22 protein-coding genes are annotated in these 22,798 nt (G+C 64.3%); 11 read left to right on the forward strand and 11 right to left on the reverse strand.

The features are described 5' to 3' along the window. Both ACJRPG_RS19740 and ACJRPG_RS19745 read left to right on the forward strand, forming a co-directional pair. Positions 1-3,084 (forward strand): response regulator (locus ACJRPG_RS19740; protein ID WP_408001824.1); only part of this gene is annotated, 3,084 nt, incomplete at its 5' end. Continuing rightward, the gene (locus ACJRPG_RS19745; RefSeq protein ID WP_408001825.1) at positions 3,084-3,950 is read left to right on the forward strand and encodes a CheR family methyltransferase; all 867 of its coding nucleotides are present in this window, start codon (positions 3,084-3,086) and stop codon (positions 3,948-3,950) included. The genes ACJRPG_RS19740 and ACJRPG_RS19745, both read left to right, overlap by 1 nt. Positions 3,951-4,082: 132 nt before the next feature. Here the strand turns inward: ACJRPG_RS19745 and ACJRPG_RS19750 are convergent, their stop codons facing one another. Further along, on the reverse strand, positions 4,083-4,706 hold the full coding sequence (locus ACJRPG_RS19750) for a glutathione S-transferase family protein (protein ID WP_408001826.1): 624 nt from the start codon (positions 4,704-4,706) through the stop codon (positions 4,083-4,085). 11 nt (positions 4,707-4,717) lie between these two features. Then, positions 4,718-5,419, reverse strand: coding sequence for a glutathione S-transferase family protein (locus ACJRPG_RS19755; protein ID WP_408001827.1), 702 nt, complete (start codon positions 5,417-5,419; stop codon positions 4,718-4,720). Positions 5,420-5,662: 243 nt separating this feature from the next. Here ACJRPG_RS19755 and ACJRPG_RS19760 point away from each other — a divergent pair, with 243 nt between their 5' ends. Continuing rightward, a complete protein-coding gene (locus tag ACJRPG_RS19760; protein WP_408001828.1) occupies positions 5,663-7,723 on the forward strand; it encodes a methyl-accepting chemotaxis protein in 2,061 nt (686 codons plus the stop codon). An 84-nt stretch (positions 7,724-7,807) separates the two neighbouring features. Further along, complete coding sequence (locus tag ACJRPG_RS19765) at positions 7,808-8,500, forward strand: YceI family protein (protein WP_408001829.1); 693 nt, start codon at positions 7,808-7,810, stop codon at positions 8,498-8,500. Here the strand turns inward: ACJRPG_RS19765 and ACJRPG_RS19770 are convergent. Next, positions 8,497-9,126 (reverse strand): LysE family translocator, encoded by a 630-nt coding sequence (locus ACJRPG_RS19770; protein WP_408001830.1) that lies wholly within the window; start codon positions 9,124-9,126, stop codon positions 8,497-8,499. The two genes, ACJRPG_RS19765 and ACJRPG_RS19770, sit on opposite strands and share 4 nt — an antisense overlap. Positions 9,127-9,257: 131 nt before the next feature. On the opposite strand from ACJRPG_RS19770, the gene ACJRPG_RS19775 reads away from it, so the two are divergent. From ACJRPG_RS19775 to ACJRPG_RS19800, 6 genes are all read left to right on the forward strand, one after another. Next, positions 9,258-10,658 (forward strand): hypothetical protein, encoded by a 1,401-nt coding sequence (locus ACJRPG_RS19775; RefSeq protein WP_408001831.1) that lies wholly within the window; start codon positions 9,258-9,260, stop codon positions 10,656-10,658. 72 nt (positions 10,659-10,730) lie between these two features. After that, positions 10,731-11,408 carry a phosphohydrolase gene (locus tag ACJRPG_RS19780; RefSeq protein WP_408001832.1) on the forward strand — a complete coding sequence of 226 codons (678 nt, stop codon included), beginning with the start codon at positions 10,731-10,733 and terminating at the stop codon, positions 11,406-11,408. A gap of 332 nt (positions 11,409-11,740) precedes the next feature. Continuing rightward, positions 11,741-12,319, forward strand: coding sequence for a response regulator (locus ACJRPG_RS19785; RefSeq protein ID WP_408001833.1), 579 nt, complete (start codon positions 11,741-11,743; stop codon positions 12,317-12,319). A gap of 347 nt (positions 12,320-12,666) precedes the next feature. After that, positions 12,667-12,849, forward strand: a complete 183-nt coding sequence (locus ACJRPG_RS19790) for a hypothetical protein (RefSeq protein ID WP_408001834.1) — start codon at positions 12,667-12,669, stop codon at positions 12,847-12,849. Between the two features lie 15 nt (positions 12,850-12,864). After that, a complete protein-coding gene (locus ACJRPG_RS19795; protein ID WP_408001835.1) occupies positions 12,865-13,434 on the forward strand; it encodes a chromate transporter in 570 nt (189 codons plus the stop codon). Beyond that, positions 13,431-14,009: a chromate transporter gene (locus ACJRPG_RS19800; protein ID WP_408001836.1), complete on the forward strand. Its 579-nt coding sequence runs from the start codon at positions 13,431-13,433 to the stop codon at positions 14,007-14,009. The genes ACJRPG_RS19795 and ACJRPG_RS19800 overlap by 4 nt, the downstream gene beginning before the upstream one ends. Here the strand turns inward: ACJRPG_RS19800 and ACJRPG_RS19805 are convergent. The 8 genes from ACJRPG_RS19805 to ssuE form a co-directional block, all read right to left on the reverse strand. After that, positions 13,993-14,397, reverse strand: a complete 405-nt coding sequence (locus ACJRPG_RS19805; protein ID WP_408001837.1) for a DoxX family protein — start codon at positions 14,395-14,397, stop codon at positions 13,993-13,995. The genes ACJRPG_RS19800 and ACJRPG_RS19805 overlap by 17 nt on opposite strands. Further along, the gene (locus ACJRPG_RS19810; protein ID WP_408001838.1) at positions 14,394-16,154 is read right to left on the reverse strand and encodes an amidohydrolase; all 1,761 of its coding nucleotides are present in this window, start codon (positions 16,152-16,154) and stop codon (positions 14,394-14,396) included. The genes ACJRPG_RS19805 and ACJRPG_RS19810 overlap by 4 nt, the downstream gene beginning before the upstream one ends. Positions 16,155-16,199: 45 nt before the next feature. Further along, positions 16,200-16,766, reverse strand: a complete 567-nt coding sequence (locus ACJRPG_RS19815) for a YceI family protein (protein WP_408001839.1) — start codon at positions 16,764-16,766, stop codon at positions 16,200-16,202. 311 nt (positions 16,767-17,077) lie between these two features. Beyond that, positions 17,078-17,875 (reverse strand): ATP-binding cassette domain-containing protein, encoded by a 798-nt coding sequence (locus ACJRPG_RS19820; protein ID WP_408001840.1) that lies wholly within the window; start codon positions 17,873-17,875, stop codon positions 17,078-17,080. A 9-nt stretch (positions 17,876-17,884) separates the two neighbouring features. Continuing rightward, entirely contained in the window at positions 17,885-18,652 is a 768-nt protein-coding gene (gene ssuC / locus ACJRPG_RS19825) for an aliphatic sulfonate ABC transporter permease SsuC (RefSeq protein ID WP_408001841.1), read from the reverse strand. Position 18,653: 1 nt separating this feature from the next. Further along, entirely contained in the window at positions 18,654-19,805 is a 1,152-nt protein-coding gene (gene ssuD, locus ACJRPG_RS19830) for an FMNH2-dependent alkanesulfonate monooxygenase (protein WP_408001842.1), read from the reverse strand. A 9-nt stretch (positions 19,806-19,814) separates the two neighbouring features. Next, positions 19,815-20,780, reverse strand: a complete 966-nt coding sequence (locus tag ACJRPG_RS19835; protein ID WP_408001843.1) for a sulfonate ABC transporter substrate-binding protein — start codon at positions 20,778-20,780, stop codon at positions 19,815-19,817. 10 nt (positions 20,781-20,790) lie between these two features. Beyond that, the gene (gene ssuE / locus ACJRPG_RS19840) at positions 20,791-21,345 is read right to left on the reverse strand and encodes an NADPH-dependent FMN reductase (protein ID WP_408001844.1); all 555 of its coding nucleotides are present in this window, start codon (positions 21,343-21,345) and stop codon (positions 20,791-20,793) included. Positions 21,346-21,550: 205 nt separating this feature from the next. On the opposite strand from ssuE, the gene ACJRPG_RS19845 reads away from it, so the two are divergent. Next, entirely contained in the window at positions 21,551-22,717 is a 1,167-nt protein-coding gene (locus tag ACJRPG_RS19845; RefSeq protein WP_408001845.1) for an ATP-binding protein, read from the forward strand. Positions 22,718-22,798: the final 81 nt, after the last annotated feature.

The raw sequence follows: 22,798 nt of genomic DNA on the forward strand, positions 1-22,798 counted from the left end.
ACCATCAACGTGATGGTGGACCAGCTGTCCTCCTTCGCATCGGAAGTGACCCGTGTGGCGCGTGAGGTGGGTACCGAAGGTAAGCTGGGCGGCCAGGCAAACGTGCCGGGTGTTGCAGGTACGTGGAAAGACCTTACCGAGAACGTAAACCAGCTGGCAGCAAACCTGACCAACCAGATGCGGGCGATCGGCGAGGTGGCGACGGCGGTGACGCGCGGTGACTTGTCCCGTTCCATCCAGGTGGAGGCGCGCGGCGAGGTGTCCTACCTGAAGGACAACATCAACGAGATGATCCGAAACCTGAAGGAAACCACGCAGAAGAACGCGCAGCAGGACTGGCTGAAAACCAACCTGGCGCGCTTCACGCGCCTGCTGCAGGGCCAGCGCGACCTGCAGGCGGTGACGAAGCTGATCCTGTCCGAACTGGCGCCGCTGGTGTCCGCGCACCACGGCGTGTTCTACATGATGGACTCGCAGCTGGACGACGCGCGCCTGCGCATGATCGCCAGCTACGGCTACCGGTCCAGCCGCAAGCTGCCGACCTCCTTCCTGCCGGGTGAAGGACTGGTTGGCCAGTGCGCGCTGGAGAAAGTACGTATCTGGCTGACCGACGTGCCGCGCGACTACATCGTGGTGTCCTCCGGCCTGGGCGCGGCGCCGCCGACCAATATCGTGGTGCTGCCTATCCTGTTCGAACAGCAGGTGAAGGCGGTGATCGAGATTGCCTCGCTGGACCGCTTTACGGAAACCCACCTGTCCTTCCTCGACCAGCTGATGGAATCGATCGGCGTGGTGCTGAACACCATCGAGGCGAACAGCCGTACCGAATCGCTGCTGACCCAGTCGCAGTCGCTGGCGCAGGAACTGCAGCAGACCAACCAGGAATTGGCGGAGAAAGCGCGCCTGCTGTCCGAGCAGAACATCGAGGTGGAACGGAAGAACCGCGAGGTGGAACAGGCGAAACTGGCGCTGGAAGACAAGGCCACCCAGCTGGCCCTGTCCTCCAAGTACAAGTCCGAGTTCCTCGCGAACATGTCGCACGAGCTGCGTACCCCGCTGAACTCCCTGCTGATCCTTGCGCAGCAGCTGGGTGACAACCCCGAGGGCAACCTGTCCAACAAGCAGGTGGAGTTCGCGAAGACCATCCACGGCTCCGGCTCCGACCTGCTGACGCTGATTAACGACATTCTTGACCTGTCGAAGATCGAATCCGGTACCGTGACGCTGGACGTGTCCGAGTACCGCTTCGCCAACCTGCGCAACTACGTAGACCGCACCTTCCGCCACATGGCCGAAGCGAAGCACCTCGGCTTCTCCGTGGAGCTGGCGGACAACCTGCCGACCGCGCTGATGACCGACACCACGCGCCTGCAGCAGGTGCTGAAAAACCTGCTGTCGAACGCCTTCAAGTTCACCTCGCACGGCCAGGTGGCGCTGGACATCGGCATCGCCAAGGGCGGCTGGAGCACGGACAACCCGAATCTCGCCAACGCCGATGCGGTGCTGGCCTTCTCCGTCACCGACACCGGCGTGGGTATCGCCAGCGACAAGCTGCAGCTGATCTTCGAAGCCTTCCAGCAGGCCGACGGCTCCACCGCCCGTAAATACGGCGGCACGGGCCTGGGCCTGTCCATTTCGCGCGAACTGGCCCGCCTGCTGGGCGGCGAGATCCGCGTGGAATCGACGGTGGGCGCAGGCTCCACCTTCACCCTCTTCCTGCCGTACAACCGCGCAGGCTTCGTCAACTACGACCTGCCGCGCCCGCAAGGCCAGCGTCCGCAGGTGCAGCCGGCCAAGGTGCAGTACAACCCGCCGGCGCTGGAGCACGACCCGCACGTGCATGTGCAGGACATGGACAACGAGCCCGAAGTCTACGGCTCCACCATCGACGACCGCGGCCTCACTTCGCCGGGCGATCCTTCGGTGCTGATCATCGAGGACGATGAGCGCTTCGCCAAGATCGTGCTCGATTTCGCCCGCGAGAAGAACTTCAAGGGCATCGTCACGCACCAGGGCGACTCGGCGCTGAGCCTGTCGCGCGACTACCTGCCGTCCGCCATCCTGCTCGACCTGGATCTGCCGGACATCGACGGCTTCACTGTGCTGGACCGCCTGAAGCGCGACCCGAGCACACGCCATATTCCGGTGCATGTGATGTCGGCCTCGCGCGAACGCGAGCGCGCCCTGCGTTCGGGCGCCATCTCCTACCTGAACAAGCCGGTCAGCAAGGAATCGCTGACCGAGGAGTTCAGCCGCATCCAGAAATTCCTGATGGGCGGCAAACGCAGCCTGCTGGTGGTGGATGACGAGGAAGCGCAGCGCGACGCGATCAAGGCCCTGATCGGCGAGAGCGACGTGGATATCCAGGCCGTGGGCACCGGCGAGGAAGCGCTGGCCGCCCTGCGCGCGGCACACTTCGACTGCATGGTGCTGGACCTGACGCTGCCGGACATCAGCGGCTTCGACCTGCTGGACATTATCGGCAAGGACCTCAAGCTGCGCGACCTGCCGGTGGTGATCAACACGGCGAAAGAGCTGAACCGCAAGGAAGTGGCAAAGCTCAAGCGCTATGCGAAAACCATCGTCATCAAGGATGCGCGTTCGCCTGAACGCCTGCTGGACGAAACCGCCCTCTTCCTGCACCGCGCCCAGGCCAGCCTGCCGGAAGCGCAGCGCCGCATGCTGGAACAGGTGCACGCGGCCGATTCCGGCCTGGCGGGACGCAAGGTGCTGATCGTCGACGATGACCTGCGCAACATCTTCGCCCTGTCTTCGCTGCTGGAACGCCAGCAGATGCAGGTGTCCTTCGCGGAGAACGGGCGCGATGGCATCGAGGTGCTGGAACGCGACCCGAGCATCGAGATCGTGCTGATGGACATCATGATGCCGGAGATGGACGGTTACGACACGATGCGCGCCATCCGCCGCATTCCGAAGTTCCGTTCGCTGCCGATCATCACGCTGACGGCGAAGGCGATGAAGGGCGACCGCGACAAATGTATTGCGGCCGGTGCTTCCGACTACATTACCAAGCCGGTGGATGTGGCGCAGCTGCTGTCGCTGATGCGTGTGTGGCTGCATTGATGAAGCACGAGCAAAACCAGGTGGCGCAGATGGCCGATCTGCGGCGCGATTCGTCGCCGGAGGTGGAGGCGCTGGAGCTGGAGCTGCTGCTGGAAGCGGTGGTGCAGCGCTTCGGCTTCGACTTCCGTTCGCATGAGCGCATGATCCTGAAGCGCAAGCTGTTCGCCCTGATGCAGCGGCGCGGCCTGCGCACGCTGTCGCAGCTGCAGGACCGGGTGCTGCATGACCTGAACACCTGCAGCGCAATGCTGCGCGCGCTCAGCGTGCCGCCGGCCGCCATGTTCGACGACGCGCAGGAGGCGGCCCAGCTGCGGGCAGTGGCGGCGCAATGCCTGCCCGGCGCCCCGCTGCCCAAGGTATGGCTGCCCGATTGCGCAGGCGCCGAGCAGGCGTGGACGGTGGCCGTGCTGCTGGCAGAGCAGCAGCTGCTGTGGCGCACGGAGATCTACGCGACGGTGTCGAGCGACGACCTGCTGGAAGAGGCGGCGCAGGCTGCGATACCGGTGGAGAAGATGGCGCAGTACCAGCGCCAGTACGAAATGGCGGGCGGCATGGGCAAGCTGGCCGACTACTTCCAGGCCGACGGCCAGTTCCTGCAGCCGGTGCCGCAGCTGCGCAGCCGCATCACCTGGGCGCAGTACAACCTCGTTACCGACTCTTCCTTCAACGAGTTCCAGCTGATCGTCTGCCGCCGCGCCCTGCCCGACTTCGGCCCGCTGCTGCGCCAGCGCGTGCTGCACCTGTTCCACGACAGCCTGGCCGTGCTGGGCGTGCTGGGCGTGGACCGCCTGCTGGAAAGCAGCGAGCTGCCGGACGGCTACGTGCCCGCGATTCCCCAACACCCCTGGTACAAGCGCACAACGTGACCGTCACCCCCGCGCAGGCGGGGGCCCAGGAGTGCAGTGGCATGCTCCTGGATCCCCGCCTCCGCGGGGATGACGTGTTTGCGCTGGGATGACGTGCTTGCGCAGGGATGATGTGCCTGCGCGGTGATGACGTCAATTCCCCGCCTTGGCGCTAGGCCGCTCCGCAATGCGGTCACGCCATGCCTGCACATGCGCGAAGCCTTCCTGCCCTGGCCGGAAGCGTATCAGGCCCTTGGCAAACTCCAGCGCGCAGAAGGCCGTGATGTCGGCAATGGTGAAGCGCCCGCCCGCCACATAAGGCTGCCTGGCCAGCACCTCGTCCAGCCAGGCCACGGCTTCGCGCACGCGCGCCGACTGCACGGCGCCGAATTCGGCGATCTGCGGCGACTCCAGCACCGCCAGCGCCGGATGCGTATGGCGCGCCGCGTTGGCGACCGGCGCGAACAGATGCAGCTCCATGCGGCGGTCCGCCATTTCGATGAAGGCGCGCTCTTCGAAATCCGTCCCCATCAGGTTGGGTTCGGGCTGCAGGCCTTCCAGATAGGTGCAGATGGCGCGCGTTTCGCACAGCACGCGGCCGTCATCCAGCTCCAGCGCAGGCACGCGCGCCAGCGGGTTCTTGGCGCGGTAGCTGTCGCTGCGCTGCTCGCCGCTCATGATATCGATCATCTGTTCGGGAATCTGCAGGCCTTTTTCGGCGGCGAACATCGCCACGCGGCGCGGGTTCGGCGCCCGCGCGCTCATGTAAAGCTTCATGCGGGGTCTCCTTATTGTTTGGACTGCCCCGTCTCCAGCATCTTGCGCGCCTCGGCGGCGAATTGTTCTGCCTTGTCCTGGTCATCGGCGCGGTCCAACACATTAGACGGCGGCAACATGATACCGCGCTGCACCGCCGGGCGGGCGCGGATCTGCTCGATCCAGCGCTGCAGGTGTGGCAGCCCTTCGGTTGACACGCCCGACCACTTGTAGGTGCGCACCCAGGCCCAGTTGGCGATATCGGCGATGGAGTAGTCGCCGGCCAGGAATTCATTGTCCTTGAGCTGGCCGTCGAGCACCGTAAACAGGCGGCGGCTTTCACCTTGATAGCGGTCGATGGCGGGCTGCAGCTTCTCGGGGAAGTAGCGGTAGAACACATTGGCCTGCCCCATCATCGGGCCGATGCCGCCCATCTGGAACATCAGCCATTGCAGCACCTTCGAGCGCCCGTCGGCATCGGCGGGCATCAGGCGCCCCGTTTTCTCGGCCAGATAGATCAGGATGGCGCCGGACTCGAACACGGCAAAGTTATTGTGGGCACGGTCAACGATGGCCGGGATGCGGCCGTTGGGATTAATCGCCAGGAACCACGGCTCCTTTTGCTCATTGGCTGACAAGTCGAGCTGGTGCAAGGTATATTGCAGCCCAAGCTCTTCCAGGGCGATCGAAATCTTGTGGCCGTTTGGCGTCGCCGCCGTGTACAGATCAATCATCACATCCTCATTTCGCGAGAAACCAAAAGGCCATCATAGCGAAAAAAAAGGCCGGCTGCTTTTGGAGGAAAAGCACCGGCCAAAACGCTTATTGGAGAAAGCGCGGGGATGTTCAGCGATACAGAAATCGTGCCGGATTGAGGAATCCGGCAACCCGGCGCGCAATGTTTGCGCGCTACGGGTTACACTTTGCCAAAGATCGGCGCACGCAGGCTTAGGACTTCATTAAAAGAAGGAAAAACCATGCAACAACTCAAACAGCGGGTAAAAGGCCTGAGCGTCGGCGGGCGAATCACACTGTTCACTTTCGCGCTGGTAAGCGCAATTCTCGCAGCGCTGATCCTCACCATCAGCGCCAGCACCACCCGCCTGCTGGAGCAGCGTTCGGTGGCCAGCGTGCAGCAGGAGCTGGCCGGCGTGCGCGACCTGGTGGACGTCTTCAATACCACCGTGACCAGCGAAGCGAACAGCTTCGCGCGCGTGCTGGCGGCCAGCTTCGAGGCGCCGTTCACGCTCGATGCCTCCGCCGTGGTGCCGGTGGGCGGCAGGGATGCCCCCACGCTGAAGAACGGCGACAAGGTGCTGAACAACGACTTCACCATTCCGGACCGCTTCACGGCGCAAAGCGGCGGCTCCGCCACCATCTTCGCCGCCAGCGGCGAAGACTTTATCCGTATCAGCACCTCGGTCAAGAAGGAAGACGGCTCGCGCGCCGTGGGCACCACGCTGGACCGCGCCCACCCCGGCTACGCGCTGCTGCGCGCGGGACAGAGCTATACCGGCATCGTCACGCTGTTTGGCAAGCAGGTCATCACGCGCTACGACCCGATCCGCGATGCCGAGGGCAAGGTGATCGGCATCCTGTATGTGGGCGTGGACGTGACGGCCGACCTGGCCAAGGTGAAGGAACGCATCAAGGCCATCAAGGTCGGCGAGACTGGCTACTTCTACGTGCTGAACGCGGCGCCCGGCAAGGATCTGGGCAAGCTGCTGGTGCACCCCGCACGCGAAGGCGAGAACATACTCGGCTCCAAAGATTCCGACGGCCGCGAGTTCATCAGGGAGATGCTGGAGAAGAAGGAAGGCATCATCCGCTACCCGTGGCTGAACCCCGGCGAGTCGTCGCCGCGGGAAAAGGTGGTGGCCTACACCTGGTTCAAGGACTGGAACTGGGTCATCGCGGGCGGCGCCTATACCGACGAAATCACGCGGGAAGCGCGCGCCCTGCGCAACCGCTACGTGATGTTCGGCTTCGTGGCGCTGCTGGTGTTTGCCGCCCTGCTCTACCTGCTGGTGCGTTCGCAGGTGACGCGGCCACTGGCCCGCGTGGAAGACGCGGCCAGCCATATCGCAGGCGGCGACCTCACCGTCAAGCTGGACGTGCACGGCCAGGATGAAATCGCACGCATGACGGAAGCGATGAACGGCATCAGCCGCAACCTCGCCTCCGTAGTGGGCCAGGTGCGCGACGGCGCCGAGCATATTGCGGCGGCATCGAGCCAGATCGCCAGCGGCAACCAGGACCTGTGTTCGCGCACCGAGCAGCAGGCCGGCGAGCTGGAAAACACGGCCAGTTCGATGGAGGAGCTGACCGCCACCGTGCGCCAGAACGCAGACAACGCGCGGCAGGCCAACCAGCTGGCGCAAAGCGCCACCGATGTGGCGGCGCGCGGCGGCGCGGTCGTGGCGCAGGTGGTCGATACGATGGGCTCCATCAACGCCTCCTCGCGCAAGATTGCGGACATTACGAGCGTGATCGACGGCATCGCCTTCCAGACCAATATCCTCGCGCTGAATGCCGCTGTGGAAGCGGCACGCGCGGGCGAACAGGGCCGCGGCTTTGCCGTGGTGGCGGGCGAAGTGCGCACGCTGGCGCAGCGCTCGGCGGCGGCGGCAAAGGAGATCAAGGAGCTCATCGCCAACTCCGTGGCGCAGGTGGAAAACGGCAGCAAGCTGGTTGAACAGGCCGGCGCCACCATGGGCGAAGTGGTGGGCAGCGTGCGCCAGGTGGCGGACATCATGGGCGAGATCCGCGCCGCCAGCGAGGAGCAGTCGGCCGGCATCGAACAGGTGAACCAGGCCATTACGCATATGGACGAAGTCACCCAGCAGAACGCGGCGCTGGTGGAACAGGCAGCCGCCGCTGCTGCGGCGATGCAGGACCAGGCAGCCAGCCTGGCGCAGGTGGTGCGCATCTTCACGCTGGATGCGCAGCAGGCAAAAAAAACCCGCGCAAGCGCGGGCGAAGGGATTCAAATCGGGAGAGATTTGAAAGAGCAGAGACATCTTCTCACGTCAAAATGACGCGCCGATGACACCTCGAATACTTCCATCCGCCTGTAAGATAGTACAAACCAGGATGGAAGATACTCTCCAATAATCACAAGTATGAAAATTATTCCTGCACGCGGCGGCTGCGCGGCCGCTGCAGCGTTGATACTGGCGGCCTGTGGCACCGTGCCGCCCGCGCCGCCAGCCGTCCCTGCGGCCGTATCAGCGCCTGGCGCGGCCCTGCCGGCGCCGCCGCTGCTGCGCGATACGGCGCCGCACCAGGGTTTGCTGCGCATTGCAGCGGAACGCTCGCTGATCACCATCGTCGCCCGCCGCGCGGGACGGCTGGCGGGGCTGGGCCATGACCATTTGCTGGCCGCGCACGGCATCGAGGGCGATATCGCACCCGCCGAAGGCCGTGCCATGCTGCGTTTCCGCCTCGACGCGCTGGCCATCGACGAAGCGCCGCTGCGCGCGGCCGCAGGCCTGCAGCGCCAGCCGGGCGAAGCCGCGATCGCGGGCACGCGCACCAATATGCTCAAGGCGCTGGATGCTGAACACTACCCCTGGGTGGCGGTAACGGTGCAGGCCATGGAACGCGGCATCGCGCAAGCGGATATCACCCTGCACGGCCACACACGGCGCTACGCGGTGCCGGTGGCAAGCCGGCGCGAGGGCGGCACGCTGCACGCCCGTGGCAGCCTGCGCATCCGGCAAACGCATTTCGGCATCGCGCCCTATTCCGTGCTGAACGGCGCCCTGTCGGTGGATGACGAACTGGAACTCAGCTTCGAGCTGCTGGCCGGCTAGCGCGCCAGCAGCATGCGCAGGCCGAGGCCGACAAAGATGGCGCCGGCGATGCGGTCCAGCCATAGCCCGGCACGCGGCTTGCGGTTGATCCATGCCCCTACTGCGCCGGAGAAATAGCCCAGCAGGCCAAACAGCAGGCAGCCCTGCAGTGTGAACAGCAGGCCAAGCTGCGCGGTCTGCCACGCCACATCGCCGCGCGCCGCCACCACGAACTGCGGCAGGAAGGACAGGAAGAACAGGATCACTTTCGGGTTGATGGCATTCGCCAGCAGGCCTTTGCCGAACAGGCGCAGCAGCGATTCATCCGGCCCGGAGGCAGCGCCGACCTTTGCGCCGCCACGGCTGCGCAAGGCGCCGATGCCGAGCCAGATCAGGTACAAGCCGCCCGCTGCCTTGAGCAGGGTAAAGGCCAGCGGCGAGGCGGCGATCAGGGCGCCAACGCCCAGTGCGGCCAGCAGGGTGTGGCTCAGGCAGCCCAGCGCGCAGCCCAGGCCGAAGGCCATGCCCTGCTTGCGTCCGCGCGACATGCCCACGCTCAGCACCATCAGATTGTCGGGACCGGGCGAGGCCGTGACGGCCACGGCGACGGCGAGAAAACCGATACATTGTTCGGGTGAAATCAGCACAGCAAGCTCCTTAATTGTCTGGCAGCATGATAACCGAGGCGCGCACCCGGAAACTTTTAGGACATTTTCCGGACAATTCAGGACGCATCCTGCTCCTATACTTTTCTGAATAGCCATTTCCGGGATATTCCATGCATAAGCTGCGCACACTCGCCGCCATACTGACTTCCACCATTGTCCTGGGCGCCTGCGGCGGTGGCGGCGGCAGTGGCGGCAGTGGCGGCGGCATCCCCGGCGGCGGCAACGTCATGGGCGGCAATCACGAGCCGCAGCGGCTGAACGTGGCGGTCAAGGACAGTGCCGTGCTTAAGGCCCGCGTGTCCGGGGCCGGCTGGATCGCCCTGCTGGAAAAGCCGCACCGCATATTCGACGGCTACAACGCGCCCGAACGCAGCCTGCTGTTCAGCGGCGGCGCTCGCTACCTGCCGCCAGCCGGCTGGCACCTGATCGATTTCGATGTGCACCCCTCCGGCCAGGTATCGGCGGTGCTGGTCGGTGAACGGGACGTGCAGCTCGTGCGGCTTGATGCCGGAGGGACCGTGCTGCACAGCGCTCCGCTGGACGATCCGCAGCACCTGGCCGACGCCTACTACGGCTCGCCGGAGGGACTGGCCGATCCCGGCGCGATGCATCCCTTCCCCACGCTCGATACCGCGCGGCTGGCTGCCACCGGCGAGGAGATCGTGCTGCTGCTGCGCACCGGACGCAATGCGCTGGTGGCCTACCGCCTGGCGCAGGCAGCGGGCGCTGTGCAAATGCGCTGGCGCACGCTGGTCGAACCGGGCACCTCCATCGTCAACGTGTGGCTCACCGGCACCCACGACCCCTACGGCGACCTGCAGCACCAGTGGCGCGCGTATATGGATGTGGACGCCCAGGGACGGGTGGCCATTGCGGCGCCGGTCAACCTCACCTACCTGAACGCCGACCACGCACGGCATTTCAACGAGCCGCTGCTGGCAGGCCCATGGTATGGCAGCCTGCTGACCATCCTCGATGCCAATGGCGCGCGCCAGCGCAGCACCATCGTCAATACCCGCGCCGAATCGCAGCTGACCACCGTGCGCTGGACCGGCCCCGATGCGGTGGCCCTGGCCGGACGCATCCGCACCGCACGCGACAATCCGGCCGGCTGGGACGGGTATGTGGCGCGGGTCCAGCCGTCCTCCCGCACGGTGCAGAGCATGCAGGCGGTGGACTTCGAAGGCGGTGACGTGATCCTCGAGCTGGCGCCCTTGCCGGGCGGCCGGCTGCTGGCGGGCGGCGCCAGCAACTACACGCAGAACACTGCGGGCGCGAGCATCTCGGAAACGGCAGCGCCCTTGCTGGCCATTCTGGACCAGGACGGGAAGCTGGTGCGGCGCCTGCCCGTGGAAGGCGGGCCGCGGCAGAACCAGGTGCGCGCGCTGGCGCCGTTCGGCAAAGGCTGGCTGGCGGGCGGCATGCGCAACGGACCGGGCACCCACAGCGCCGATGGGGCCGAGAACCTGATCCTGGCCGATGGCTGGCTGCGCGAGGTAGCCGTAGACTGAGCTGCATGCCGCACCGCAAGGGGCATCGCCCCTGCCTGTCTCGCAGACAAGGTAGGATAGCGGCATGACTCAATGCAAAGAATTCCCCTGATGGGCGCCGATGTACGCGCCTGGGTCCGTATGCCCTCCGGCAAGCGGCTGGACCTGCTCGATCCCACACCCTTCGATTGGGAGGATGCCGACCTTGCGCTCGGCCTCGCCCGCACCTACCGCTGGGGCGGCCATTCGGCCTGGCCGCTGCCCCTGTCGGTGGCCCAGCATTCGATTACGGTGATGCAACTGCGCCGCATGTGGGCCACTGAGAAAGACGAGCGGCTCGATCCCCTGATCGAGCTGCGCGAGCTGCTGCACGACGCGGAGGAAGGCCTGCTCGGCTTCGACTGCATCAGCGTGCTGAAGCCTTTCCTGGGCGAGCGCTTCCGCGAGCTCAGCAGACGGCTGGAGCAGGCCGTGTTCCGCCGCTACGGGCTGCCGGACTGGACCACGCGCGAGCACAGCATCCACAAGCGCGCCGACCGGGTGGCGGCAGCCAGCGAAGCGGTGCACGTGGTGGGCTGGTCGCGTGAGGAAGTGCGCAGCACGCTGAAGATCCGGTACGAGCCGCTGCCTGACGATCCGCTGAAGCCTTTGTACGGCGGCGAGGCCTGGGAACCGTGGCCGCCGGGCCTCGCCTGCGAGCGCTTCCTGGCCGAACTGGAGCGGCTGGGCACGCTCGTGCAGCGCCCGGAAACCAGGCAAAGCGATTTCTGATGTTAACGCCGTAAACGGACGTTTACAAAGCCAATTTTTCACTTATCCACTTCTGCTGTGGATAAGGATGTGGAAAAGCGGGGCTTGACAGGCCGCAAAGCCTGTAACGGCGCGGCTTTTAACAAAATGCCCGTTCAGAAGGCAAAATTTATGTCTTTATAAATCAATGACTTGGCGAGCCCAACTGTGCGTTAGTTAACATAAGGACCACGCTTGTAAAATATTTTTCCGGGCCCAGATTAGAGTGGATAATCGGAACGGAAAGCTTTGACAAAAGTTCCGGTGAGGAATAGTGTCATCACAAAGCGCAGCATTTACCGATTGGAGCCCTGATGGACGTTAAAGTTCCTGACGAAGATTCCAGCGACAACTGGATGATTGACGACGATGCGACCGCTTCCGCTGAGCAACAGTCCGCCCAGAGCGGACCGCCGCCCTGGCGTGTCCTGATTGTCGACGACGACGTGGACGTCCACGTGGTCACAAAATTCTCCCTGAGCAACGCCTGCTTCATGGGCCGCCGCCTGAGCTTCCTGCACGCCTATAGCGGAGAGGAAGCGCTGAACATCCTGCGCACCGAAGACGATATCGCCCTGGTGTTGCTGGATGTGATCATGGAAACCACGGACGCCGGCCTCAAGGTGGCCACCCGCATCCGCGACGAGCTGCATAACAAGCTGGTGCGCATTGTGCTGCGTACCGGCCAGCCCGGCCAGGCGCTGGAGCACAGCATCATCCTCGATTACGACATCAACGACTTCTGGTGCAAGACCGACCTCACCACCCGCAAGCTGTTCACGACGGTAATCGCTTCCCTGCGCGGCTACCAGAGCCTGCTCGATTGCGACCAGAAACTGCACTTGCTGCAGCAGGAACTGGACGATGCGCGGGCGCGGCTCGCCGCAGCATAATACTGTATGCACGTACAGCATTTATCTCTGCACTAACTGCTGCCAATTCTCCCTTATCAAGCGCGCATCGTGTTAGTGCGCGCTCTGCTAGACTGCCTAAGTCGCGGATTTAAAACCCTTTTTTGCGATATCCACACAGCTTGTGGATATCTTTGTTGATAAGGGCTTCTTGACAACCCAAAAAGCCCGTAACGACGCCATTTCCTACAAAGTGCCCGTTCAGAAGGCAAAATAAAGACCCAATAAAATCAATCACTTACAATCTAACGCATTCTCACAAACGGGTATTTACAAAAATTCAGCGACAATTTCTTTTTCGCAATTTTTGTGCATAAGTATCGGGAGCAATGATGAATGAACAGCAGCCAAAAGCGCCCCTGAATCCGGGCGACGAAGCCCGTCCCGGCACGCCCGGCAGCGGTGAGGATGTGTGCCCTGTATGCGCGGGCAAAGGCAAGAACGCAGTCGCCCAGCCCTGTCCGAATTGCGGCGGCAGCGGCAAGATTATCGAGGGCATCGGCGGCGGCTGAGCCTATAATGGCGGCATGAATCTCCCGCCTGACCGCCCCCGCCCCAAGTCCCTGTCCGATCTTTTCGTTTCCTTCACCGTGCTGGCCCTGCAGGGCTTCGGCGGCGTGCTGCCCGTGGTGCAGCGCGAAGTGGTGGAACGCAAGCGCTGGATGACGCAGGAAGAATTCATCGAGGAGTGGGCGGTCGCGCAGACCATGCCGGGGCCCAATGTGGTGAACCTGGCGCTGGTAATCGGCAACCGCTACTTCGGCCTGCGCGGCGCGCTGGCCGCGCTGATGGGCATGCTGACCTTGCCGATGTTCGTAGTACTTACGCTGGCCTCGATTTACCACCAGTTCTCCGATATTCCGGCGGTGGCGGGCGCGCTGCGCGGCATGGCTGCGGTGGCGGCCGGCATGATCGCGGCCACCGGCATCAAGCTGGCGGTGACGCTGAACCGTCATCCCCTGCCCATGCCGCTCACCATCGGCATTTCGGTGCTGTCCGTCGTGTGCCTGATCGGCCTGCGCCTGCCGATGCTGACGGTGCTGGCCACGCTCGGCACACTCGGCTGCGTGCTGACCTGGCGGGCCCTCAAGCCATGAGCGCCGCCATCGTGCTCAGCTGGCAGGACTGGCTCGACCTGTTCGCCCATTTCATGCTGCTGTCCTTCATGTCCATCGGCGGCGCCATTTCCACCACGGCGGAAATCCACCGCTACCTGGTTGAGACGCATGGCTGGCTGACCCAGGCCCAGTTCAACGACTCCATCGCCATTGCGCAGGCGGCGCCGGGGCCGAATGTGCTCTTCGTTGCGCTGATGGGCTGGAATGTGGGCATGAACGCGGGCAGCTATGTGGCTGCCGTGGCGGGCGTGCTGGTGACGATGACCGGCATCATGCTGCCCAGCAGCGCGCTGGTGCTGATTACGACCAGCTGGGCCCACCGCAACCGCGAGCTGCGCGGCGTGCGCGCCTTCAAGCAGGGCATGGCGCCGCTGGTGATCGGCATGCTGGTATCGACCGGCATTATCCTCGGCAGCGCCAACCGCAATATCGCCACCGACTGGCCGCTGTGGACCCTGTCCATCGTGAGCTGCCTGCTGATCTGGCGCACCCGCATCCACCTGCTCTGGGTGCTGGCGGGCGGCGCGCTGCTGGGTGCTATCGGGCTGGTGTGAGTGTGCTGTCGATGGAATAGCGCCCCGCGCCGGACAGGGCGATGGTGCCGAACACAATCAGCAGCAGCCAGCCGAACTGCCCTTCCGCGATGCTCCATTCCGGATGCACCAGCAGCATCGACACCAGCAGCAGGAACAGCACCGGCAGCGTTGCCAGCCGCGTGAACAGCCCCACCGCCACCAGCAGCGGACACACGATCTCCGCGAACAGCGCGCAGGCCAGCGTCAGGCCGCGCCCCATGCCCAGCGGGTCGTCGATGTGGGCCAGTTCCTCCTGCCAGTGCAGCAGCTTGGGCAGGCCGTGCACCCACAGCAGCAGCGCCGCGCCCGCGATGCGGGCAAACAGCAGGCCCGCATCCGGCGTGAAAGGACCGATCAGCTTCCTCATTTGTTCTGGTAGCCGCCGTAGTATTTGACGGGGCTCCATTCAGGCTGCACCGGCGGCAACGGCTGGGCATACTGGCCGAAGTCGGCACCGGCGTACACCACCTTGCCGTTCACGATGGTCAGCGCGCTTTCCAGGTTGCGGATCTGCTCCACCGGCATTGAGAAGTAATCCTGCGGCAGGATCACGAGATCGGCGTATTGGCCTTTCGCGATCGTGCCTTTCAGCTTCTCTTCACCGCTCATCCAGGCGCTGCCCTGGGTCATCAGCTTGAGCGCCTCATAGCGGCTCAGCACATCCTTCTTCTGCCAGATCTGCAGGCCGCCCGCGGTCTTGCCGCTCACGGCCCAGTAGACCGATGGCCAGGGGCCATAGCTGCTGACGCGGGTGCCGTCGGTGCCCAGGCCGACCGGAATCTTCATGTCCAGCATCTTGCGGATCGGCGGCATCTGGCGCGTCTGTTCGCCGTAGCGCTTCCAGTAGGACTCGCCCTGGAAGTACATGCGGTTCTGCACCGCGATGCCGCCGCCCAGCTTCTTCACGCGCAGCAGCTGCGCGTCGCTGATGGTTTCCGCATGGTCGAAGAACCAGCGCAGGCCATTGAAAGGCAGCTCCTTGTTGACCTTTTCGATCACGGCCAGGTCGCGCTCGATCGACTCGCCGTAGGTGGCGTGGATGCGGAAAGGCCAACGGTTCTTCACCAGCAGGCGCAGCACGGCTTCCAGCTCGCCTTCCATTTCATGCGGCATGTCCGGGCGCGGCTCGAGGAAGTTCTCGAAGTCGGCCGCGCTCCACACCAGGTTTTCGCCGCCGCCTTCGGTGTTGTAGCCGTTGGCGTAGAACAGGTGGTCGTTCCTGTCCGGCTTCGTCATGGTCAGCCAGCGCTGGTAGTCTTCCAGCTCCTTGCCCGGCTTCTGCGCAAACAGGTAGTAGGAGGTGCGCACGGTCAGCTTGCCGTTCTTCGCCAGCTCCAGGCTCACCGCGTAGTCGTCGGCATAGGCCTGGCCGCCGCCGCCCGCGTCGATGGCGCTCGTCACGCCAAGACGGTTCAGCTCACGGTAGTAGTGTTCCGTCGAGTTGACCTGCTGCTCGCGGCTCAGGGCGCCGGTTTTCGCCAGCGTGGTGTAGAGGATCATCGCATTCGGTTTCGCTATCAGCAGGCCGGTAGGCTTGCCGTCGGCGCCCAGTTCCACCACGCCATCCTTGTATTTGGTGTTGCTGTCGTACTTCAGGACTTCGATGCCCTTCTTGTTCAGGAAACCCAGGCCATACAGGTAGAGCAGGAAGACCGGCTTGTCCGGCACCGCTTCATTGATCTCTTCCAGCGTCGGCAGGCGCTTTTCCTCGAACTGGTATTCGTTCCAGCCGCCGACTACCTTGATCCACTGGCCGTCCGGCGTGCGCGCCGCCTGCTCCTTCAGCATGGCCAGCGCCTTCTTCAACGAGGTCACGCCGTCCCAGCGCAGTTCTGCGTTGTAGTTCAGGCCCTCGCGGATCACGTGCAGATGGGAGTCGTTCAGGCCGGGAATCACGGTGCGGCCGCCGGCGTCGATCACCTGGGTGGCGGCAGTTTTCGATTTCAGCACCTGGGCGTTGCTGCCCACGGCAGTGATCTTGCCGTCCTTGATGGCGACGGCCTGCGCAAAGCTGCCCTCCTTCGTCATGGTGGCAACCTTGGCGTTGGTGACAATCAGGTCGGTTGCCTGCGCAGCCGAGAGTCCTGCCGCCAGCAGGGCGGCCGATAACATCAGTCGTTTCATGTTCATTCTCCTTTTGTTGATACCGGCGCCTGCTGGCAGCGCGGATTATTCTTTAACGGCTTCGATAGCGAAGGTCAGGGTCACTTCGTCGCCCACGTAAGGCGCGTATTTGCCCGCATTGAATTCGGTGCGCTTGATCTTGGCCACTGCATCGGCGCCGCAGGCTTCCTTCTTCAGCATAGGATGTTCCATGCACTGGAAGGAGGTCACTTCCAGCGTCACCGGCTTGGTCACGCCCTTGATGGTCAGGTTGCCTTCCACGGAAGCCAGCTTGTCGCCCTTGAAGTTGAACTTCGTGGACTTGTAGCTGATGGTCGGGTACTTGGCGGTGTCGAAGAAGTCTTCGGCCTGGATGTGGTTGTTGAAGACCGGGGCGCCGGTGTTGACCGATTTCGCGTCGATGGTCACGTCAACGGAGCCGGTCTTCGCGGCGCGGTCCAGCACGATCTTGCCGGTGGTGCTGTCGAAACGGCTGGACTGGGTGGAGTAGCCGAAGTGGCTGTACGAGAAGCGCGAGAAGGTGTGGGTGCTGTCGATGACGAAGGTGTCCGGCGCGGCGAATGCGGACAGGGAGAAGCCGGCGGCCAGGGCCAGTGCGATCAGTTTTTTCATGGTGTTTGCTCCAAAGGGTTGTCGATGGAGCGGATTATGCTTGGCAGCTGTCCAGATGAAAAACGGAAAATTTACCGGTTTATCATCGAAATTCTCGATAGTCCCTATGATACGGAGCTGCCGTACGGGGCGGAATCTGCCAAAAGATGTGACAACGGCCACCCCGCAAGGGGGCAGGCGCTGGTTTGATTCGAAAAGCTCGAAGGGTTGCCCCCGCCCAGGCGGGGGGCCAGCGGCGTCCCGTTACCTCCCCTGGATCCCCGCCTGCGCGGGGATGACTGGGCGTTCTGCCGGGGGGGGACGACCTGGAGTCAGGCGGCCTTGCGCTGGTTCAGGAGATGGTCCAGCAGCTGCTGTTCAAGGGCCGCAAATCCGGCGCTGCCGCGCTGGCGGGGACGCGGCAGGTCCACCGCCACATCGAGCGCGATGCCGCCGTCCTCGATCAGCAGCACGCGGTCGGCCAGGGCCAGCGCCTCCTGCACATCATGCGTCACCAGCACCGCCGTGAAGCCGCGCTGACGCCATAGCGACTCGATCAGCTGCTGCATCTCGATGCGGGTCAGCGCGTCGAGGGCGCCCAGCGGCTCGTCCAGCAGGAGCAGCTGCGGCTCGTGCACCAGCGCGCGCGCGAGCGCCACGCGCTGCCGCTGGCCACCGGAGAGCTCCGATGGCCAGTCGTCGGCCCGGCCGCCCAGGCCCACCGTGGCCAGCGCGGCTGCCGCCGCATTCAGGCCATGCGGCAGGCCGAGGGCCACGTTTTCAAGCACCGTCTTCCATGGCAGCAGGCGCGCATCCTGGAACATCAGGCGCATGTCCGCATCCACATGGCCGCTGCCGATGCGCGCCTCGCCCGCGTCGGCGGGCTCCAGGTGCGCAATGGCGCGCAGCAGTGTGCTCTTGCCGCAGCCGCTGCGGCCAACGACGGCCACGAATTCGCCGGCCCGCAGGTGCAGGCCCACGCCATCGAGCACGCGGCGGCCCGCATAGCCCTTGCTCAGGCCCTCCAACGTGACGCTCACGCCCTGGCGGCGCAGCACAGTTCCTTGTGCCGGCGGTTCGGGCGCGAAGGCAAACAGTTCGGTATCGACCGGAATCGAAGCGGGATACATGGTTTCTCCTTAGCGGTAGGCTGGATTCCAGCGCAGGAAATGGCGTTCGAGCCCGCGCGCGAACAGGTCGGCGAACTTGCCCAGCAAGGCGTACAGCAGAATGCCCACCAGCACCACATCCGTCTGCAGGAACTCGCGGGCATTCATCGTCATGTAACCGATGCCCGCCTGCGCCGAAATGGTTTCGGCAACGATCAGCAGCACCCACACGAGGCCCAGCGAGAAACGCACGCCGACGAGGATGGACGGCAGCGCGGCCGGCAGGATGACGTCGCGGTACAGCGGCCAGCCTTTCAGGCCATAGCTGCGCGCCATCTCGATCAGGCCCTGGTCGGCGGAGCGGATGCCGTGGAAGGTGTTCAGGTAGACCGGGAAGAACACGCCCACCGCCAGCAGGAACAGCTTGGCCGTTTCATCGATGCCGAACCACAGGATCACCAGCGGAATCAGGGCCAGCGCCGGAATATTGCGGATCATCTGCAAGGTGGTGTCGAGCAGCGTTTCGGCGCTGCGGAAGCTGCCCGTCAGCAGGCCGAGCGCCAGCCCTGCCCCGCCGCCGATGGCGAAGCCGCTCAGCGCGCGCCACAGGCTGGTGCGCAGGTGCGCCCACAGCTCGCCCGATTCAGTCAGCGTATAGAACGCCTGCGCCACAGCCCATGGCTCCGGCAGGATGCGGCTGGACAGCCAGCCGGTGCGCGCTGCGAGTTCCCACCCCAGCAGCAGCGCAGCCGGCAGCAGCCATGGCGCAAGCGATCTTTGCCAGCGTCGGGCCGCCATCTCAGGCAGCCTTCTTCTTCGGCACGATGTCGGACGCCATCATCTCGCCGAAAGGCCCGGTCAGCGACTGCTCGCCGGCCTGCGCGCCCTTGCCCAGCAGCGGGAAAACCAGCTCCGCAAAGCGGTAGGATTCCTCCAGGTGCGGGTAGCCGGAGAAGATGAAGGTCTCGATCCCCAGTTCCTGGTATTCGCGGATGCGGGCCGCTACCGTTTCCGGGTCGCCCACCAGCGCCGTGCCGGCGCCGCCACGCACCAGGCCCACGCCTGCCCACAGGTTGGGCGCCACTTCCAGCTTGTCGCGCCGTCCGCCGTGCAGGGCCGCCATACGGCGCTGGCCTTCGGAATCCATGCGCGCGAAAGCCGCCTGCGCTTTCGCGATCACCTCGTCGTCCAGATGGCTGATCAGCTCATCGGCCGCGCGCCATGCTTCTTCGTTCGTTTCGCGCACGATCACGTGCAGGCGGATGCCGAACTTCACCTTGCGGCCGCGCTTCGCCGCGCGTTCGCGGATATCGGCCAGTTTCTCCGCCACCGCAGCCGGCGGCTCGCCCCAGGTCAGGTACACGTCCATCTGCTCGGCGGCCAGTTCATGCGCCGCTTCGGAGGAGCCGCCGAAGTACAGCGGCGGATACGGCTTCTGCACCGGCGGGTACAGCGTCCTGGCGCCTTTCACGCGCACATGCTTGCCCTCGAAGTCGAAGCCGGCCTCGCCGCCCTCGCCCGACAGCGCAGCGCGCCACACGCGGATGAATTCATCCGAGACTTCATAGCGCTTGGCATGGTCGGCGAAAAAACCGTCCGCCTCGATCTCCTGCTGGTCGCCACCGGTGACCACATTGATCAGCAGGCGGCCGTTGGACAGGCGATCGAAGGTCGACGCCATGCGCACCGCCAGGCCGGGCGTGGAGAGGCCGGGACGCACCGCGACCAGGAACTTGAGCTTCTTCGTGACGTTGATCAGCGAGGAAGCGACCACCCACGCATCTTCGCAGGAACGGCCGGTGGGCAGCAGCACGCCGTCGTAGCCCAGCGTATCGGCGGCGACCGCCACCTGCTGCAGGTAGTTGGAATCGACAGGCCGCGCGCCTTTGGACGTGCCAAGGTAGCGGCTATCGCCGTGGGTCGGGATGAACCAGAACAGATTGAGTGACATGGCGCCTCCTCATTTCGACGCCAGCACGGCATCTTTCACCGAGATCGGCTTCGGAATCAGCTTCAGGCCGGAGAAGGCATCGGCAATCTTCTGCTGTTCGCGAATCACATCGGCGCTGACCGGCTGCACTCCGTAGGAGTAGCGGCTGGCGGCCAATTCCACGACGCCGGTATCGAGGCCGGTTTGCACCGACAGGATGGCCGCTACGTCCTTGAGGTTCTTGCTGCCCCAGTCATCCACTTTCGCCAGCTCTTCGATGACGATACGGACCAGTTCAGGATTTTTCTGCGCATAGCTGCGCGAGGCCACGTAGAACTGGTGGTTGGCTACGAGGCCTTTGCCGTCGGCCAGCACGCGCGCGCCCAGCTGCTTCTCGGCGGCGGCCAGGAACGGGTCCCAGATTGCCCATGCATCGACCGAACCCCGCTCGAAAGCGGCGCGCGCATCGGCCGGCGGCAGGAAGACCGGCTGGATATCCTTGTAGGCGACGCCCGCCTTCTTCAGTGCCTTGAGCAGCAGGAAGTGGACATTGGAGCCCTTGTTCAGTGCAACCTTCTTGCCCTTCAGCTCAGCCACGCTGCGCAGCGCCGAATCTTTCGGCACCACGATGGCTTCGCTGGCCGGCGATGGCGGCTCATGGCCAACATAGACCAGGTCTGCGCCAGCAGCCTGCGCGAAGATCGGCGGCGCTTCGCCCACCGTGCCGAAGTCGATGCTGCCCACGTTCAGGCCTTCCAGCAGCACCGGGCCGGCAGGGAATTCAATCCATTGCACACCAACGCCCTTTTCCGCCAGCCGCTTTTCCAGCGTGCCGCGGCCCTTGAGCAGGGTCAGTGTGCCGTATTTCTGGAAGCCGATGCGGATCGCCGGCTTGTTCTGCGCCTGCGCGGCGGCAGGCAAGGCACCGGCCACGGCGCCGGCAAAAAGAAGTCCCAGCGTGCGGCGGCGGGCCGCACGGTCGATAACTGATGTCATAGATATCCTCTTAAGCTGCTTTGTTGTTATATCGGTGATGGTCCTGCAGGGCTTCCGACAGGTGCGAAATGCCCGATGCGACACGGGAAGCGATCGGCGGCGCAAGCGTCAGGCCGTCGTCTTCATTCCAGTGCAGCTGGTGCGACGTTGCAAAGATGCTCGGCAATACCTGGCGTGCTTCCAGCGCATGCAGCACGGGACGCAAGGCGTAATCGAGCGCCAATAAATGGGATTGGCTGCCACCGGTGGCGATCGGAAGGACAACCTTCCCCGACAGGCCGTTTTGCGGCAAGAGGTCGAGGAATGTCTTGAGGGCGCCCGAATAGGCCGCCTTGTAGACCGGCGTTGCGATGACTACCGCACGCGCCGCCGCCACTGCTGCAATCGCTCGCTGGAGCTCCACGTCCTCAGCATCCGCCAGCAGCAAGGCCTGTGCAGGCAGCTCGCGCACCCGGAGATGGGAGGTGCGGTGGCCGTGCCCTGCAAGGCGGTCGCCGATATGCTGCAGCAGCCGGTCGGAACTGGAGGGGGATGCCGGGCTGCCGCTGATAAGGAGAATGCTCATGACGTGTTGTTCCTGATTTGGCTTGCAATGAACGCAGAGTAAAGCGCTCCGTTTGAAAGCAGAACGAATTGTTTCGCACAACCTTATGTGAATTTGTTCACATGAGTTTTCTGCATATGCATACGCGCCGCCGCGCCTGTCGCGCAGGTGCTATGATCGGTTCCCTCCACCGTGCATCCGCACCACGAGGCTATAGGTGACTCCCATGACACAAAGCCTGCTTGCCGATTTCATCCTCGAAAACATTGAGCCGATTCTCGTGGCGTGGGAAGAGTTCGCCCGTACCATCGAACCACCCGCGCTCACCATGGATGACGCGGAGCTGCGCGACCACGCCCACCAGATGCTGCTGGTCTTCGCAGCCGACATCAGGACCCTGCAATCGGAGCAGGAGCGCGCCGAAAAATCGAAGGGCCTGGGCAAGCGCGAACGCGGCGACACGGCGGCCGAAGTGCATGCGGCCGCGCGCCTGCAGTCGGGCTACACCGTGGTGCAACTGGTGTCGGAATACCGCGCGCTGCGCTCCAGCGTCCTGTCGCTGTGGGGCAAGCAGGCGATCGCTGATCCGGCGCGGCATATCGCCGATATCGCACGCTTCAATGAGGCGGTGGACCAGGCGCTGGCCGAATCGGTGGCCCGCTATGAGCGCCTGGTGAAGCAGTCGCAGAACATGTTCCTGGCGATCCTGGGCCATGACCTGCGCAATCCGCTCGGCACGGTGGTGGCCGGCGCGAGCTTCCTGATGCAGGCCGCGGATATCCCGGCCCGGTACGTACTCATCGCGGCCCGCATGTTCAGCAGCGGCAAGCGGATGAACAAGCTGGTCGGCGACCTGATCGACTTCACCCGCACGCACCTCGGGCCGGGCATTCCAATCCGCCGCATGTCCGGCGACCTGGTGACCGTGGCCGAACAGGTCGTCAACGAGTTGCGCACCTTCCATCCCGAGCGCCAGATTGAGCTCTGCACGCCGTCCAAGCTGAAGGCGACGTTTGACGAGGGACGGATTGCCCAGGTGCTGTCCAATCTCATCGGCAACGCCCTGCAATACGGCACGCCCGAACTGCCGGTCAGGGTCAAGCTGGAACACGGCGTGGAGGATGCCACCATTGTGGTGCAAAACCAGGGGCCGGAGATTCCCGCAGACAAGATCTCGGCCATTTTCGACCCGCTGGTGCGTATTGCCGCCACCCTGAACACCAGCCATGCCGAACGCACCAGCCTTGGCATCGGGCTGTTCATCGCGCGCGAAATCGTGCAGACGCACGGCGGCAATATCACCGTGACCTCGGACGCGCAAGGCACCAGCTTCACCTTTTCCATACCGCTGCGGCCGAAAGAATTGCGTTCCGCATGCGCAGCACAAAACTAAGGCGACACGCAATCCGCACCTGCTGTATATTGACTGCTGCACTGCACCATTCAGCAGTCATTGCTGGCATCCCTCCCGTCT

It is taken from the genome of Pseudoduganella rhizocola (assembly GCF_045984285.3).
Taxonomy (GTDB): Bacteria; Pseudomonadota; Gammaproteobacteria; order Burkholderiales; family Burkholderiaceae_D; genus Rugamonas.